This is a genomic window from Arthrobacter ginsengisoli (assembly GCF_031456935.1).
Taxonomy (GTDB): Bacteria; Actinomycetota; Actinomycetes; order Actinomycetales; family Micrococcaceae; genus Arthrobacter; species Arthrobacter ginsengisoli.
The window spans coordinates 134,192-150,687 of sequence record NZ_JAVDVQ010000010.1 but is presented as its reverse complement, the minus strand read 5'-3'; the positions used below and the strand labels follow the sequence as shown (position 1 = coordinate 150,687).

Sequence of the window (16,496 nt, the reverse complement as noted above, 5' to 3'; positions counted from 1 at the left end):
AAGGACATACCATGAATCTCAAGAAGACAGCCGCTGCCCTGGCGATCGGCTCCCTGCTTGCCCTGACGGCCTGCGGCAACGACGCCCCGGCCGCAACCGAATCGACCGCGGCGGCGACCACCCTGACCGGCCTCTACGAGGCGGCCAAGACCGAAGGCGCCCTGCAGATCTACGGCCCCACCGAAGACCTCTACAAGGCCGTCTACGCCGACTTCGCCAAAGCCTACCCCGGCATCACCATCACGACAGCGGATATCTTCGGTCAGGAACTCGACGCCCGGCTCGAAGGCGAGCAGATAGCCGGCGGTTTCGCCGCCGATCTCCTCCACATTGGCGTCTCCGACATGGGCCGCTATGCGACAAAGGAATACCTCGCATCCTACAAACCAGCCGAGGCAGAGGCCCTGGACGCCAAATTCCGGGGAACCGACGACAAGTGGTCCGTGCCCTCCCGTCACCTCTACGCGACCGCCTACAACACCAAGAACCTCACCGCCGACCAGGTCCCGACCAGCTGGGCCGACCTGATTGACCCGAAGTGGAAGGGCGAACTGGGCGTGGCCAACCCCAAGCAAAGCGGCGTCACCCCACAGGTCATCGCCGCCGCACTGGAAGCAGGGGCCATTGACGAAGCCTGGCTGAATACCTTAAAAGATGACATCGCTCCGGCGGTCTACCCGTCAGTGGCCACCGCGCTGCAGGCCGTCGTCACCGGCGAAAATGACCTTTCCCTGGTCGCGGGTTACGGCAGCTTCATGCGCCAGGTCAAACAGGGAGCCCCGGTCGGATTTGCCACCATGGACGACGGCGCCTACTACTCCGACGTCGCCTACGGGCTCCTGGACGGAAGTAAACACCCCAACGCAGCACGGCTGCTGGTGGCCTGGATGTACAGCGCCGAAGGCCAGGCATCCATCGCCAAAAACGTCTACGAGTTCGGCACCATGCCGCAGGCACCACTTCCGGAAGGTGCCGACAAACTGGGCCAGTCCGCAGAGATCACCTACCCGGGGCCGGAAAAGTACCGCTCCACGCTCGACCTGCTGAACGCCAAGTTCTAACAAACGTCCCGCAGGGCAGCACACCCCCTCTGCCCTGCGGGCATCACCATACTTTCCGAAGGAACACAGTGAAAACCCAGGTACTCATCGTCGGGGCAGGCCCCTGCGGCGACACCATCGCCAATCTCCTTGGCGTCTACGGCATCCGCACCCTCATCATTGACCAGGCTCCCGACATCATCGACTACCCCCGAGGCGTCGGCGTAGATGACGAGTCACTGCGCGTGTTCCAGGCCTGCGGCCTGGGACAGCAGGTCCATTCCGACATGATCCAGAACCAAGCCCTCATCTGGTTCGACTCCAACGGCACCAAGCTCGCGGAAATCGCCCCCTCCGGCCAACCCTATGGCTGGCCGCGCCGCAACTCCTTCCTGCAGCCGCTGCTGGAGAAAAGACTCCGCGCCGGATTGGACCGCTTCGAACACGTTGAGATGCGTCTGCGCCAGGAACTGACTCACCTGACCCAGGACGAGCAGGGCGTGACGGCCACCATCCGTGCGGCCGACGGGACGGAAACGGTCATCGAAGCCGATTACGTGGTGGGCGCAGACGGCGGCCGCAGCACCGTCCGCAAGCTCACCGGCGCAGTCCTGGAAGGAACGACCCTGCCGGCACGGTGGCTTGTGGTGGACCTGAAAGACTCGACGTACCACGCACCGTTCTCCGGAAATTACATCAGCAGCGACCGGCCCTACGTCTCCATTGATCTGCCTTACGGCTACCGGCGCTTCGAATTCCGTCTCGCGGACCAGGAAACTGATGAACAGATGGTCCGCCCCGAAGAGGTCGAGAAGCTCATCCGGACCCACTTTAACTGGACAGGTCCCATGCCCGGCGTCGATCGTGCCCGCGTCTACTCCCACCATTCCAGGGTCGCGGACCGCTTCGGCATTGGACGGGCGTTCCTCGCCGGAGATGCCGCCCACCTGCAGCCGCCGTGGTTCGGCCAAGGCATGAACTCGGGGATACGCGACGCCGCGAACATCTCCTGGAAACTGGCTGCCGTCCTTGCACATGGCGCGGATCCGGCCGTTCTGGAGAGCTACGGCCAGGAGCGCCGGGGACACGCCAAAGCACTGGTCGAACTGGCCACTACCCTCGGGAAGGTCTACGGCCCCAAAAACAAGGTCGGCGAAAAGGTCCGTAGCTACGGGCTGCGCGCCATGGGTTACGTTCCGGCGACCCGGGACTACCTGCTGCAAATGAAATTCAAGCCGATGCCCTATTACGAGGAGGGCATCGTCGTGGACGCTTCGCCGAAGGCGCCCATCGGGAAGATGTTCATCCAGCCCGATGTCGAGACGTCCACGGCTGAACGCCTGAAACTCGACCAGGCACTCGGTGACTGGTTCGCCGTCATCGGCATCAATACCGACCCCGCGGATCACCTGGACGCCGAGTCCCTGGCTTACTGGAAATCTCTGGGCGCCAAGCTCATCCGGGTCAACCGCTCCCGCGCCGGCGGACACCTGAATACCGTCGGCGAGGACACCCTGTTGCTCGATGACGTCGCAGGAGGTTTCCGCGACTGGGCCCGCGGACGCAAAGACCGGGAGATCGTAGTCATCCGCCCGGACCGCTACCTCGCCGCCGCCTGCGAACGCGGACAGGCCAACACCATGACTCGACGGGTGGCAGAAGTCCTGCCCGTAAGAACAACCATCGGCGCCGGAAACTAAGGAAGCAGCAATGGCAAACATCGTTGGCTACATCGCCATGTCCCACTCTCCCTTCTGGGACGGAAATTTCGACGTCGAGGGCCCCGGCGCAGCGTTTGCTGCCGCCGCCGGCCAAATGAAGGACAAGGTCGCAGAACTCAACCCTGACCTGATCGTCATCTTCGGGCCCGACCATTTCCGTAACTTTTTCTTCGATCTGATGCCGGCTTTCTGCATCGGCACCGGAGAAATCGAAAGCTTCGGTGACTATGGCGGATACAAAGGTCCGTTGCCCTTCAAGGACGGGGTCGGCCTGCGAATCATCGAAGCCGTGCGCGAGGCAGGATTCGATCCGGCGTTTTCACTGCGAATGGGTGTCGATCACGGCATCGCCCAGCCCTACGAAGTGCTCATCCCCGGACTGGACATCCCGGTCGTCCCGGTCATGGTGGACTGCAGCGCCCCGCCCCGCCCCTCGATGCGCCGCTCCTACGACTTCGGATCCGCCGTCGGCGACGCGATCCGTGGCCTGGATAGCGACCTGAATGTCCTCATCCTCGCCTCCGGAGGGCTGTCCCACTGGGTGCGGCCCATGTCACCCTACGACGAGGCAACAGACCAGGATACCCGTGAGTTCCTAATCGATGGCCGCGATCAGGTCATCGAATACAACAAGGCCCGCGAAGAAAACCTCGCCCAGCGGATCGCCGACCATCATGAAGGCAAAATCAACGAGGACTGGGACCGGTGGTTCCTGGACCGCCTGACCAACGGTCCCCTTGAGGACCTGCTGTCCATCGATGCCGCGAAGATGGAAGAGATCGCCGGCAACGGTGCCCACGAAGTTGCCTCCTGGATCGCCGGTCTCGGCGCCTGGCAGGGAGAAGTAGCGACAGTGGCCTATGAACCCGTCCCGCGCTGGGTCACTGGAATGGGCCTATCCGCAGGATTCAATGCAAGCGGCTCCCACGGCACGACTCCCATCGTAGGCCCGAACACTGAAGGAACCCACCATGACTGAGATCACGACCCCCCAACCGACCACCGATGCCTTCTTCGGGCTGGAGGACCGGTGGCTCGAGACCGCGCCGGGAGAACTCACTCACTACCACGAGATCGGCAGCGGTACCCCGGTACTTTTCCTGCACGGCTCCGGAACAGGGGTTTCGGCCGCCGCAAACTGGTGGCTGAACCTCGAAGACATTGGTCGGGAAAACCGTGCCATCGCGATCGACCTCATCGGATTCGGACAAACCGTCGTCCCGGAAGATGCTGTCTATGGCATTCAGGCCTGGGTGGAGCACGCCGTACGGGTCCTGGACGCACTCGGTATCGAGAAGACCTGGCTCGTTGGAAACTCACTCGGCGGGTGGGTGGCCTTCCAATTCGCCATTGACCATCCGGAACGCCTCGCCGGCATCATCTCCATGGGAACAGGAGGGGCGAAGCGGACCAAAGCCCTGACCAGCCACGCCACGCCGGAGCTCACCGTCGAAGGTATCCACCGGACGCTCACGGACTTCGTCGTGGACCACTCCCTGGTGACCGAGGAGCTCGTCCAGGCCCGCTACAGAGCCTCCAAAACCGAACTAGCCTCAAGCCGGTTCAGGGAGGTCATCACAGCGAGGGACCGCGACCGGGAACAGTTGCCGCTTGATTTCTCCGTCCTTGCCCAGCTGCAGGTCCCAGTGCTTCTCATCCACGGTCGCGAAGACGCCGTGATCCCGGCGAGCCGAAGCCTCGAGCTTGCGAACATCATCCCGCACGCAGATCTGCACCTCTTCTCCCAGTGTGGACACTGGAGCCAGGTGGAGCGGGTAGCGGATTTTAACGCGACAGTGCGTGGCTATTTGGCAATCCACGGCAAGGACGGCCAGACGCCATGACGGTCCGCGAGCAACCGCCGGTAACCCAGGCCGAAGTTGCTGAGGCCGGCATGGGGGAGAATGCCCCTATGGAAATCCTCCCGCCTGCCCTGCAACGCGACGGCGACTTCGTCCAGTCCCTCGAAAAAGGGCTGGCGGTACTGCGGTCCTTTTCCGATGAGCATCAGCAGATGACACTGTCGGACGTCGCCCGGCAGACCGGGCTGTCCAAGCCCAGCGCCCGAAGGCTCCTGCTGACCCTGCAGAAGCTAGGGTACGTCAGCAGCAACGACGGAGCCTTTCGGCTACGTCCGCGAGTGTTGGACATCGGCTACGCCTATCTTTCCTCCGTGGAACTGCCCGCCGTGGTGGAGCCCTTCCTGAACGAGCTGAACGCCCAACTCCGCGAAGCCTGCTCCGTCGGGGTTTTTGATGAGGACCGCATCTATTACATTGCGCGTGCCTCCGCGCAGAAGCGCATCATGACCTTCAACGTCCGCGTCGGGACGCGGATCGACCCGCTGCCCACCGCCCTGGGACGGGTCATTCTGGCGAGCATGCCACAGGACGAACTGGATGCATACCTCAACATGCGCGAGGAGGCGGGAGACATGGAGGGGGCCGGACTCGACAGGGAGTCCTTCAGCCGAATCCTCTCCGAGGTCCGGTCCCAGGGCTGGTGCCTCGTTGATCAGGAAGTCGAGGCCGGGGTACGCACCATCGCCGCCCCCATCCACGACGTGAGCGGGAAGGTCATCGCCGGGATCAACGTAGCAGTCCACACTGCACGGGTATCAATGGAAACTCTCCGTGACGACTTCCTGCCCCGTCTGATTGAAACCCGGAACCGAATCGACGAAGCCATCGCCTCTTACGGACCCGCAGTCAACTTCTCATAACAGCAATCGCACCGAAAACCAGGCCTAATAGCGGCACAACTTTGGCCCTTCTGACAAAGACGAGCTGACCCTCGCCTGCCTGCCTGCCGCCCACTTCAGGTGCACCCTGACCGCCGATGTATCGCGTTCTCCCTCACAAGGGAACGCCTCGCCCCGGCCCCCGGACCTCGAAAAGAACCAAATATGCCAAGAACACACAGGAACTGGAGCGCGACGCATGCTCGATCAGACGACAATTGAGGCCATCGCGGACGAACTGGTTGACGCCGGCCGCAACCGGAAACCAATCCCCCGGCTGACGGCCCGTTACCCGGGGATGACGGTGGAGGATTCCTATGCGGTCCAGCAGTTGTGGCGGCGCCGTAACGAGGAAGCGGGCCGGACCCTGGTGGGCCGGAAGATCGGTCTCACGTCGAAGGCGATGCAGGCTGCCACCGGCATCACCGAACCGGACTACGGTGCCATTTTCGATGACATGGTGCTGGAGACCGGCTGCTCGGTGGAGTGGGACAAGTACACCCACCCGCGGGTGGAGGTGGAGCTGGCGTTCGTCCTGAAGGACGCGCTCAAAGGCCCCGGCTGCACCATCTTTGATGTCCTGAAGGCCACCGACTACGTGGTTCCGGCCCTGGAGATCCTGGACTCCCGGATCGAGATGGAGGGCCGGACCATCGTGGACACCATCTCGGACAACGCCGCCATGGGGGCCATGGTGATCGGCGGCAACCCGGTCAAGCCGGACGCCGTGGACCTGCGCTGGGTTTCCGCCATCCTGTATAAGAACCAGACCGTGGAGGAAACCGGTGTTGCCGCAGGGGTCCTTGACCACCCGGCCAACGGGGTGCACTGGCTGGCCAACAAGATCGCCGCGCACGGGGACAGCATGAAGGCCGGCGATATCATCCTGGCCGGCTCCTTCACCCGGCCGATGTGGGTGTTCAAGGGCGACACCGTCCACGCAGACTACGGACCACTGGGAGTTGTGACATGCCGCTTCGAATAGAACCTCAAAACACCTTCCGGGATGCGCTGCGCAACGAAACGGGCGCTGCCGGCCGTCCGCTGGCGGGGATGTGGGTGTGCTCGGGCAGCCCGCTGGTGGCCGAGCTCTGCGCCGGGTCGGGCCTGGACTGGCTCCTGGTCGACGCCGAACACAGCCCCAACGGACTCGAATCCATCCTCGCCCAGCTCCAGGCCATCCACGGTTACCCGATCCACACCCTGGTCCGGCCGCCGGTGAACGACACGGTGCTGATCAAGCAGTACCTGGACCTGGGCGTGCAGAACCTGCTGGTCCCCATGGTGAACTCCGCGGCCGACGCCGAAGCCGCCGTCGCGGCCACCCGCTACCCGCCCCAGGGCGTCCGCGGCGTGGGCTCTGCGTTGGCCCGCGCCGCGCGCTGGAACCGCGTCCCGGACTACCTGGCCCGGGCCGGCGAGACCATCAGCGTCACCGTCCAGATCGAATCGACCGCGGCTGTTGAGGCGGTAATGGAAATCCTTGCGGTGGACGGGGTGGACGCCATCTTCCTGGGCCCTTCCGACCTCGCCGCGTCGATGGGGCTGCTGGGACAGCAGGACCACGAAGAGGTGCGCGCCGCCGTCGAACACTGCCTCGCCGCCGCGAAAGCAGCCGGCAAACCCGCCGGCGTCAACGCCTTCAACCCCGACACCGCGCGCCGCTACCTGGACGCCGGCGCCGACTTCATCCTGGTCGGCGCCGACGTCGCCCTGCTGGCCCGGGGCTCCGAGGCCCTCGCCGCCAACTACGTCCAGCGCGCCGACGGCGACACCCCCGCCAGCTACTGACCGCTATTTGCTAAGGACTCCCCTCATGACTGTGACATCTGCTGCGATCACCCCTGCCGTCCCACCCGGGCGGGAGGCCGCGCTCCTCGCCTCCGTGCCGACCGGCCTGCTGATCGGCGGCCAGTGGCGGGACGCGTCCGACGGCGGCACGTTCGACGTCCATGACCCCGCCACCGGGAAGGTGCTGGCCACCCTCGCCTCGGCCACCAGCGCGGACGCCCTGGCCGCGCTCGACGCGGCCAACACGGTCCAGGCTTCCTGGGCCCGGACCGCGCCGCGGGAACGCGCCGAAATCCTGCGCCGCGCCTTTGACCTGGTCACCGCACGCGCCGAGGACTTCGCCCTGCTGATGACCCTGGAAATGGGCAAACCGCTGGCCGAAGCCCGCGGCGAAGTCGCCTACGGCGCCGAATTCCTGCGCTGGTTCTCCGAAGAGGCGGTCCGGGACTACGGCCGCTACCTCACCACCCCCGAGGGCAAAAACAAGATCCTGGTCCAGCACAAGCCCGTGGGCCCCTGCCTGCTCATCACGCCCTGGAACTTCCCGCTCGCGATGGCCACCCGCAAGGTCGCCCCCGCCGTCGCCGCAGGCTGCACCATGGTGCTCAAACCCGCCAAACTCACCCCGCTGACCGCCCAGCTGTTCGCCCAGACCATGCTGGAGGCCGGCCTGCCCGCCGGGGTCCTGAACGTGGTCCCCTCCTCCAGCGCCGCCGGGATCTCCGGGCCCCTGCTGAAGGATTCACGGCTCCGCAAGGTCTCCTTCACCGGGTCCACCCCGGTGGGGAAGCGGCTGATCGCCGACGCCGCGCAGAACGTGCTCCGCACCTCGATGGAGCTCGGCGGGAACGCCCCGTTCATCGTGTTCGAGGACGCGGACCTGGACCAGGCCGTCGAGGGGGCCATGGCCGCCAAAATGCGCAACATGGGCGAGGCCTGCACCGCCGCGAACCGGTTCCTGGTCCAGGAATCCGTGGCGCAGGAGTTCACCCGGAAGTTCGCCGCGGCCATGGGCGCCCTCACCGTTGGCCGGGGCACCGACCCGGCCAGCCAGGTCGGGCCCCTGATCGACGCCGGCGCCCGCGACGACGTGCACGCACTGGTGAGCGCCGCCGTCGACGCCGGCGCCACCGCCGTTACCGGCGGCGCCCCCGTGGACGGGCCCGGCTACTTCTACCCGCCCACCGTGCTCGCCAACGTGCCCAACGACGCCGCCATCCTCGGCCAGGAAATCTTCGGCCCGGTCGCCCCCGTGACGACCTTCGCCACGGAAGAGGACGCCATCCGGCTCGCCAACGCCAGTGAATACGGCCTCGCGTCCTACGTCTACAGCCGCGACTTCAACCGGCTCCTGCGGGTGGCCGAACAGATCGAATTCGGAATGGTGGGCTTCAACGCCGGCGTCATCTCCAACGCCGCAGCACCCTTCGGCGGCGTCAAGCAATCCGGCCTCGGCCGTGAAGGCGGCTCCGAAGGCATCGCCGAATACACCACCACCCAATACATCGGCATCAACAACCCCTACACCCACTGACCAAGAGCCCCTGCCCAAATTGGTCAATAACGGCGCTACTCCGAGAGGACACAAGAAAATCATGCACGTCATCTCCGACTTCCGAGTCAAGGACAAAGCAGAGCTGCACGAAAAGCTCGATGCTGCAGTCACAGCAGCACAATCTGATGCATTAGCGGACGGGGCGGGCGGCGTTCTCGTCACACGTCACGACTTCAGCCATTTCTCCGTCACCCTTTCACCAGACGTTCCATTCGGACTTATCCATGAAGACGACCAGGCCAGCCGGAACTGATCCGCTAAGACTCGCATGCAAAGGGCCGGATGAACCTTGACGCGTCAAAACATTGCGAACGAAACAATGGGCCATACCGAACCTGCATGTTTGCTGGTTCTCGAAAGGACAGCTAATGCCCCCTCCTGATGTGGCCATTCGGAGCTGCGGCGATGATGAAACGTGACTCGGGGGAGAGGCACCCGCTGCAGACTTGGACCAGCCTAAGCCCCGGAGACATCGTATCCCTTGCTAGTTCGGACAAGCAGAAGTACGTAGGAACGGTAGAGACAGGGACAGAAGACGGTTTGATTATTTGGATAAGGACTGACCTCAACGAGCGGAAGATGTTCCACTTTCCCGAAGTCGAGTCCGTGCACCTAATCGACAACTTATAGGGAACGACTGGAACAGCCGAAAGTCGCTCCAGGCAATCAGCCATACATGACGTTCGCTATCGTCCCCGAGGGTCGGGGAGGGAGGCGCCTGTTAACGCCAACTGAAAATAGGGCCAGGAACGCCAACTGAAAACAGGGCCACCGACCACTCTGGAAGGTGATCAATCAATTTGGATGATTGGGCGGAGATACGCCACCTGTTTCAACGGGCAAGCACTCTAAGCGTGAGATCGGCAGGCTCGTTGGAGTTTCCCGCGGGACGGTGGACCGTGCACTGGAGTCGGACCGGGCGCCGAAGTACCAGCGGGCGGCGGGAGTATCGAGTTTGATGCGTTTGCACCTAGGATGCGGGAGCTGCTGGTGAAGATGCCGACGATGCCACCATCCGGCCCGCCGAAACCTGAACATCACCGTCTAAGCCGGCTGCCGGGCCGCGAAAGCCCAGGGCCACATCACCCGCCAGCTGAGGAAGCCTGGTGGCACGAGCCCGGTAGCGCGCCTTTTCCTGCGCAGCCTGCACCTCCCGGGCACCCCCGACTGCAGGCCTGCCGGGCGCCGGTCATACTCTTCGGGCCTGGTGGGTCCGATCAGGTCTACCAGTTGGCCGAAAAGTTCCGCGGCATCATTGGCGCACCGCGCTACCCGCGGCCTGGCCAGGTAAGCAGCGGCCCTGTGTTGACCGTGCAGGAAAATTGCATTGGACTGCACCTCCCCGCGTGCATCCTGATGTATCAGGCCATGGGGCTTCCGGCAAATAAGGAAGCCATCACTACGATTGACGCCGCCAACACCGGCGGCCCCCCGACCCACCGGCTCAAACACTTCTGCAGGGTCGCTTCGACGGCTGCACGAGTCGCGACGCCGGTGATCGCCTGGCTGGCTTAGCAGCAAAACACGACCGCAAGCCCAGGCGCGGCAAGTCCTCCCCGTCCCCCCTTCGGGGAGGGCTTGTTCCGCCCCAACCCCGGGATCCGAATTCAGGACGGTTTCCGGGACCGCCCGTATAACGGTGAATCCACGATGGGCATTTGGCTGATACTTCCTCGATGTCGGAATGCCGATCATTTACGTGCCGTGCACACGGTCTGGCGGTCGGATTCGCGTCTCGTCTGTGGATCGGGCCGTGATCAGCCCGATTTTCCCCCGATGTCTTCATCGGGCAATTGGACTGCAGAGAACAACGCCAGCGATGTCCGGAATCTCCGGGGGTATTTTCCGCGACATGACCAACACGACTTCGATATGGCTCGCGCCTTCCTTGGTGACTTTGTCGAGGTCTCAGCCACGGGGCAGCGCTGGAATGATTCGATCAGCGACTTTGCTGGCGCCGCTGTCACGCTAACGGCAGCTAGCGGCGCCGTTGCGACCAGCATCAACTCCGGGCACTGCGCCTCGGGCGACGACCAGCGCTTGGAGGCCTTTGGCGAGCTCGGGTCCTTGGAAGTCCCCCGTATCAGCGAGCCACGTCCGTGCGGTACAACAGTGCCTTCGTGTCGCATGAAACTTCCCCATACTTATCGCTCTTCCAGGACCGATATGCACGTTGGTACGAGGTCGAGCTCGACCATTTTATTTTCCTCGCTTGAAAGGGATGTCGGGCCGAGCCCGACGATCCAAGACGGAAGAAGTGCCGTTGTACAGGTCGTAGCAGGGGGCAGCCATTGCCGAGCCGTGCCGGCTGTAAGGCACGACGACGTCGCCGGTTCGCACTTCAGCGGAGACCTGGATGGGACGCTGGGAACACAGAGATCGCAGCCACCAGCGCGTCCTTGAACTGAACCTCTGCCCTTCCTGGGCCGCACATTACAAAATCGAGGGGTTCAAGCCGCTGTCCATCTGTCCATGCGGCTCCGTCAAGAAGAGTTACGGCGACGGTATTCGCGGGGGGAGTCAGAGATCCATCGATGCGCTCCACGGCGACTTTCCCTGTGCAGGAGGCCCGCCGGGTGATGAGGTTGATGACCGACGTTGGTCCAATAGTCAGCTTGACTGACACGTCCGCTTCCCCTGGGAACGTTTCGGGCCTGCCGTAAGCGGCGGTACGGTCTTCACCGTCGATGTTCATCTGGAGGGATCCAAGTGAGACGATCACGAAGTGCCTGTCGGCGCCGAAAAAGGTGGAGAAGGAGCTGTCCTGGTCGATGTCGGCCACGCTGATCCTCCACCGGAAGTCGGCCGTTCCTGTCGGCGCCCGGAAGACGGCTGCCTCGCGGGTGGTGCCTGCCCCGTTCTTCCAGGGGATACGGGGCAGGCGACCCGTGCGGACGATCGCTGTCGACGGAATTCTCATGGAAGAATCCGCCGGGCCTAGGTTATCCACGGTGCGGGGAGCCGAGTTCGACGGGTTGTTCGTCGCTTAGGTACGCGGCCTCCGAGTGTGCGGCGATGTCGATGCCACGGAGTTCATCGGCCTCGTGGACGCGCAGGCCCATGGTGACGTTGAGGATCTTGGCGATGACCCAGGTGACGACGAAGGAATAGGCAAGCACGGCCAGGGTGGCGGCCGTCTGGATCCCGAGGAGTTCAAAGCCGCCTCCGTAGAACAGGCCGTTGACCTTGTTGGGGGCGGCCTCTGTGGCAAAGAATCCGATCAGGAGGGTTCCCAGGATGCCGCCGACCAGGTGGACGCCCACGACGTCGAGTGAATCGTCGAAGCCGAGCCGGAACTTCAGTTCGATGGCCAGGGAGCAGACGGCGCCGGCGATTACGCCGATGGCGAGGGCGCCGAGGGGGCTGACCGCACCGCAGGCCGGAGTGATGGCAACGAGGGCCGAGATCAGGCCGGAGGCGGCGCCCATGCTGCTGGCGCTGCCAAGCCTGATGCGTTCCACGAGGGCCCATGCCAGGAGGCCGGCGCAGGCGGCGACGGCGGTGTTCAGGAACACCACGGACGCGGACTGCCCGGCAGTGAGGGCCGATCCGGCATTGAATCCGAACCAGCCGGCCCACAGCAGTCCCGCGCCGACTAGTACCAGCGGCCGGCTGTGGGGTTTGGTGTGTTGGCTCTTGGGCCAGCCGGCGCTGCGTCCGAGGACCAGTGCGAGGGCGAGGGCTGCGATGCCGGCGTTCATGTGAACGGCCGTTCCGCCGGCGAAGTCGACGGCCTTGAGGCTGTTGACGATCCAGCCGCCGGTCACGGACCCGTCCGCCGAGCTGAATGCGAAGACCCAGTGGGCGACAGGAAAGTAGACCAGGGTGGCCCAGAGTGCGGCGAAGGTCATCCAGGCCCCGAATTTCATGCGTCCGGCGGCGGCTCCGGCGATGATTGCCGTCGTGATGCCGGCGAAGAACAGCTGGAAGGCGGCGAACAGGGGTGCAGGTATCGGCGCGTCCGGGTCCTCGGCCAGCAATTGCTCCATCCCGAAGTACTCGGTGACGTCACCAAGGAGTCCGGCACCGCCGATGGAATTGCCGAAGACCATGGAATAGCCGAACACGGCCCAGAGGACGGCGACGATGCTCATTCCGCCAAAGCACATCATCATCATGTTCAGGATTCTGCGGGAACCGACCATGCCGCCGTAGAACAGGGCAAGGCCGGGGATCATTATGCACAGCAGAGCACTCGCGGCGAGGATCCAGGCGACGTCTCCAGAATTCATGGGACTCCAATCAAAGGGTGGCTGTCTGCCGACCATTGCGGCCGGGTACTACGTTCCCGTGTTTTCACCGCGCATCCAGAGGTGCTGGACAAGGGGAATCCGCTGGTGGGGAAGGGCTTGACCCTGGTTACCGGTCTGGGGATTGGCCGGAAGGACGGCTTTCCGCATAACCATGGGATGAAACCATGATTCACGACAGTGAACGACGACGGGTTTCGCGCGGGTTAATTTTCTGTTGCATTCACCGCCTCGTCGCGACATGCGGATTTAACACGTGAGGAGCGCGCCTGTAACATCCATTTGGCTACTGTGGTTCAACAGCGTTTCCCCTAAGGTAACACCAACTGAACAGGACAGTTCCGATGACAAGTGTCGCAACCCCTGAAGTACCAACCGCGCAGTCGGTGCCGGCAGAAGCCGGACAGATTTCCCTCGCGGACATCGCGACGGCCCATGACGTTCGTTTCCTGCTGGCGACTTTCGTGGACATGACCGGCAAGCCCTGCGCGAAGCTGGTTCCGGTCGAAGCCGCGGACGAGCTCGAGGCCGGCGCCATGGGGTTTGCCGGCTACGCGGCGGGCCTTATCGGGCAAAAGCCGCAGGACTCGGACTTGATCGCTGTGCCTGATCTTGCGTCCTTCACGCCGGTTCCCTTCATCAAGGAGGGTTTGGCCATCGTTCACTGCGACCCGCACGTGGACGGCAGGCCTTGGCCCTACGCCCCGCGCGTGATCCTGAAGAACACTCTTGCCCGCCTCGGCAGCCAAGGTATGCAGGCCAAAATCGGGGCCGAAGTTGAGTACTTCCTGGTCAACAAGAACGATGACGGCACGTTGAGCACGGCCGACGCTCACGATGATTCGCCCCGCCCCTGCTACGACGCCCGCGGCGTCACCCGGATGTACGAGCACCTCACCGCTATCTCTGAGGCGATGAACGGGCTGGGCTGGGGCAATTACGCCAATGACCATGAGGATGCGGCCGGGCAGTTCGAACAGAACTTCAACTACGCCGACGCGCTGACCACAGCGGACCGTGTGGTCACCCTGCGCTACATCCTGAACATCCTGGCCGAACAGCGCGGCATGACCGCCACGTTTATGCCCAAACCGTTCACTGACAGGACAGGTACCGGGCTGCATTTCCACCTGTCCCTATGGTCCGGCGCCCAGGCGCTGTTCCCGGGGGATGACGGCGGCCGCGGCCTCGGGCTCTCCGAACTCGCGTACTCCTTCATCGCCGGGATCCTCGACCATGCCCCAGCGCTCCAGGCGTTCCTGGCCCCGACCGTGAATTCCTACAAGCGCTCCGGCGCCACCACGAGCTCCTCGGGGGCTACCTGGTCACCCCGCAAGGCGTCCTTCGGCGGAAATGACCGCACCCACATGATCCGGGTTCCGGACAACAAGCGGATCGAACTTCGTTCCGGCGACGGCGCCGCCAACCCGTACCTTGCCATCGCCACCGCGATCTCAGCCGGCCTGGACGGCCTGGAAAATGCTGCAGACCCCGGGCTGCCTTCCGGCCCGGGCGAGTCGAAGCCTGACGCCCATCTGTTGCCGGCCACCCTGCTCCACGCTGTGGAAGCGCTGCGGAAGGACCCTGTGATGCTGTCCAGCCTCAGCGGCGACGCGGAGATCGGCAAGTACTACGCCGACGCGAAGGAAGAGGAATTTCTGAGCTGGCACAACCAGGTCAGCGACTGGGAAGTCCGCACCTACCTCACCTCGATCTGACCACGCCCCAACCTAGAAGCACGACTACCAGTAAAGGACCCCACCATGTGCGGAATCGCCGCGCTGCAGCTGCGCAACCCCCTGCTGCACCCCCAAATGGGCAGCATGCTGTCATCGATGATGTGCCAGATCGTGGACCGCGGACCGGATTCCGCCGGTCTGGCCGTCTATAACACCCCGGGATTGGTCTCGGAAGGCACGTCCACCCTGAGCCTCCTCGGCAAGGAGCACGGCAAGGCCTTGGCGGACATCCAGTCCTCCCTGGACGCCTTGCTTCCCCCGGACGCCGCCGCTTCTGCGCGGATCGTCGGCGACACCACCCTGGTGAGCGGCGCCGTCGCCACCGATCTGCTGGTGAAGGCTGTCAGCGAGACGCTTCCCGGCTCCACCATCATTGGCCGCGGCGAACACGTGGCCGTGATGAAGAGCGTCGGCCATCCCATGGAAATCGCCGCCGAGCATGGGCTCGAGGCGATGGCCGGCAGCCAGGGCCTGTCGCACACCCGGATGGCCACCGAATCCGCCGTGACCGCCGGTGGTTCACACCCCTTCTCGGTTGCCGACGACCTGTGCCTGGTGCACAACGGCTCCTTTTCCAATCACGCCACCGTCCGGCGCGACCTCAAGCGCGAAGGAGTTGTCTTCGATTCGGACAACGACACGGAAGTGGGCGCCCGCTATGTGGCCTCGCGCCTGCAGCAGGGCGACACTCTGGAAGAGGCCCTGGTGAACCTGGGCAAAGTCCTCGACGGTTTCTACACCCTCGTGGTCACCACCGCCGACAGCATGGCCGTGGTCCGCGACCCTATCGCCTGCAAGCCGGCCATTATCGCCGAAACAGACGACTATGTGGCCATGGCCTCCGAATACCGTGCCCTGGCTGCCCTGCCCGGCATTGAGAACGCCCGCATCTTTGAACCGGAACCCGGAAAGGTCTACACATGGTCACTCTGACAGCCCCCGATACCAACAGCCACGCAACAGCAGCACAGGAAACCTTCTTGGTGGACCTGGCCGACAGCCCGGTCCGCGCGCTCAACCAGGAGTTGCACGACGCAGCCGGCGGGCAGTCCTGGACAGTGACCAACCCCGGCGGCAAGCACAGCCTCGCCGTCGGAATCAACGCCGACGTCAACGTCACCGTCAATGGCCATGCCGGTTACTACGCGGCAGGAATGCACCAAAAAGGTGAGGTCATCATCAACGGCAATGCCGGCGTCGGCCTGGCGGAGAACATCATGTCCGGGAAGGTGCACGTCAAGGGCGACGCCTCCCAGTCGGCGGCGGCCACCGGTCACGGCGGACTCGTGGTCATCGACGGCAATGCCGGGGCCCGCTGCGGCATCTCGATGAAGGGCGTGGACATCGTGGTCGGCGGGAACATCGGCCACATGTCAGCCTTCATGGCCCAGGCCGGCCGGCTGGTGGTCTGTGGCGACGCCGGGGAAGCGCTCGGCGATTCGATCTACGAGGCCCGGATCTACGTCAAGGGAACCGTTGCGTCCCTGGGCGCGGACTGCATCGAGAAACCGATGGCCACCGAACACCTCAGCGAGCTCGCCGGCCTGCTCGCCGCGGCCGGCCGCGCCGACAACCCGGCGGACTTCAAACGCTACGGATCGGCCCGGAACCTCTACCACTTCAGCGTCCACAACTCGACGTCGTACTAGCAAGGACACTC

15 protein-coding genes and 2 pseudogenes are annotated in these 16,496 nt (G+C 64.0%); 14 read left to right on the top strand and 3 right to left on the bottom strand.

Annotated features, from left to right (window positions below; genetic code table 11):
* The first annotated feature begins 11 nt into the window (after positions 1 to 11).
* From J2X01_RS13240 to J2X01_RS22035, 11 genes and pseudogenes are all read left to right on the top strand, one after another.
* Positions 12 to 1,061 (top strand): ABC transporter substrate-binding protein, encoded by a 1,050-nt coding sequence (locus J2X01_RS13240; RefSeq protein ID WP_310057987.1) that lies wholly within the window; start codon positions 12 to 14, stop codon positions 1,059 to 1,061.
* A 68-nt stretch (positions 1,062 to 1,129) separates the two neighbouring features.
* Complete coding sequence (locus J2X01_RS13235) at positions 1,130 to 2,740, top strand: bifunctional 3-(3-hydroxy-phenyl)propionate/3-hydroxycinnamic acid hydroxylase (protein ID WP_310057984.1); 1,611 nt, start codon at positions 1,130 to 1,132, stop codon at positions 2,738 to 2,740.
* Positions 2,741 to 2,750: 10 nt separating this feature from the next.
* Positions 2,751 to 3,740 (top strand): DODA-type extradiol aromatic ring-opening family dioxygenase, encoded by a 990-nt coding sequence (locus J2X01_RS13230; RefSeq protein ID WP_310057980.1) that lies wholly within the window; start codon positions 2,751 to 2,753, stop codon positions 3,738 to 3,740.
* The gene (locus J2X01_RS13225; RefSeq protein ID WP_310057977.1) at positions 3,733 to 4,605 is read left to right on the top strand and encodes an alpha/beta fold hydrolase; all 873 of its coding nucleotides are present in this window, start codon (positions 3,733 to 3,735) and stop codon (positions 4,603 to 4,605) included. The genes J2X01_RS13230 and J2X01_RS13225 overlap by 8 nt, the downstream gene beginning before the upstream one ends.
* Positions 4,606 to 4,673: 68 nt before the next feature.
* Positions 4,674 to 5,483: an IclR family transcriptional regulator domain-containing protein gene (locus J2X01_RS13220; protein WP_310057974.1), complete on the top strand. Its 810-nt coding sequence runs from the start codon at positions 4,674 to 4,676 to the stop codon at positions 5,481 to 5,483.
* A 217-nt stretch (positions 5,484 to 5,700) separates the two neighbouring features.
* The gene (hpaH, locus tag J2X01_RS13215) at positions 5,701 to 6,486 is read left to right on the top strand and encodes a 2-oxo-hept-4-ene-1,7-dioate hydratase (RefSeq protein WP_310057971.1); all 786 of its coding nucleotides are present in this window, start codon (positions 5,701 to 5,703) and stop codon (positions 6,484 to 6,486) included.
* Entirely contained in the window at positions 6,471 to 7,292 is an 822-nt protein-coding gene (locus J2X01_RS13210; RefSeq protein ID WP_310057968.1) for an HpcH/HpaI aldolase family protein, read from the top strand. The genes hpaH and J2X01_RS13210 overlap by 16 nt, the downstream gene beginning before the upstream one ends.
* 25 nt (positions 7,293 to 7,317) lie before the next feature.
* Positions 7,318 to 8,826, top strand: coding sequence for an NAD-dependent succinate-semialdehyde dehydrogenase (locus J2X01_RS13205; protein ID WP_310057965.1), 1,509 nt, complete (start codon positions 7,318 to 7,320; stop codon positions 8,824 to 8,826).
* Positions 8,827 to 8,887: 61 nt separating this feature from the next.
* A complete protein-coding gene (locus J2X01_RS13200; protein ID WP_310057962.1) occupies positions 8,888 to 9,100 on the top strand; it encodes a hypothetical protein in 213 nt (70 codons plus the stop codon).
* A 1,115-nt stretch (positions 9,101 to 10,215) separates the two neighbouring features.
* Positions 10,216 to 10,362, top strand: a complete 147-nt coding sequence (locus J2X01_RS13195) for a hypothetical protein (protein ID WP_310057959.1) — start codon at positions 10,216 to 10,218, stop codon at positions 10,360 to 10,362.
* A 135-nt stretch (positions 10,363 to 10,497) separates the two neighbouring features.
* Positions 10,498 to 10,908: pseudogene (locus J2X01_RS22035) on the top strand (Gfo/Idh/MocA family protein); the annotation flags it as partial.
* A gap of 204 nt (positions 10,909 to 11,112) precedes the next feature.
* On the opposite strand, the pseudogene J2X01_RS13190 reads toward J2X01_RS22035, so the two are convergent.
* From J2X01_RS13190 to J2X01_RS13180, 3 genes and pseudogenes are all read right to left on the bottom strand, one after another.
* A pseudogene (locus tag J2X01_RS13190) lies at positions 11,113 to 11,214 on the bottom strand (5-deoxy-glucuronate isomerase); the annotation flags it as partial.
* On the bottom strand, positions 11,189 to 11,767 hold the full coding sequence (locus J2X01_RS13185) for a HutD/Ves family protein (protein ID WP_310057956.1): 579 nt from the start codon (positions 11,765 to 11,767) through the stop codon (positions 11,189 to 11,191). The gene J2X01_RS13185 and the pseudogene J2X01_RS13190, both read right to left, overlap by 26 nt.
* Before the next feature lie 22 nt (positions 11,768 to 11,789).
* Positions 11,790 to 13,079: an ammonium transporter gene (locus J2X01_RS13180; protein ID WP_310057953.1), complete on the bottom strand. Its 1,290-nt coding sequence runs from the start codon at positions 13,077 to 13,079 to the stop codon at positions 11,790 to 11,792.
* A gap of 362 nt (positions 13,080 to 13,441) precedes the next feature.
* Between J2X01_RS13180 and glnT the strand changes: the two genes are divergently transcribed.
* From glnT to J2X01_RS13165, 3 genes are read left to right on the top strand one after another with little or no spacing between them, the layout of a single operon-like run.
* Positions 13,442 to 14,815 carry a type III glutamate--ammonia ligase gene (glnT, locus tag J2X01_RS13175; protein WP_310057950.1) on the top strand — a complete coding sequence of 458 codons (1,374 nt, stop codon included), beginning with the start codon at positions 13,442 to 13,444 and terminating at the stop codon, positions 14,813 to 14,815.
* 45 nt (positions 14,816 to 14,860) lie between these two features.
* Positions 14,861 to 15,769 carry a class II glutamine amidotransferase domain-containing protein gene (locus tag J2X01_RS13170; RefSeq protein ID WP_310057947.1) on the top strand — a complete coding sequence of 303 codons (909 nt, stop codon included), beginning with the start codon at positions 14,861 to 14,863 and terminating at the stop codon, positions 15,767 to 15,769.
* Positions 15,757 to 16,485 (top strand): GltB/FmdC/FwdC-like GXGXG domain-containing protein, encoded by a 729-nt coding sequence (locus tag J2X01_RS13165; RefSeq protein WP_310057944.1) that lies wholly within the window; start codon positions 15,757 to 15,759, stop codon positions 16,483 to 16,485. The genes J2X01_RS13170 and J2X01_RS13165 overlap by 13 nt, the downstream gene beginning before the upstream one ends.
* Positions 16,486 to 16,496 lie beyond the last annotated feature (11 nt).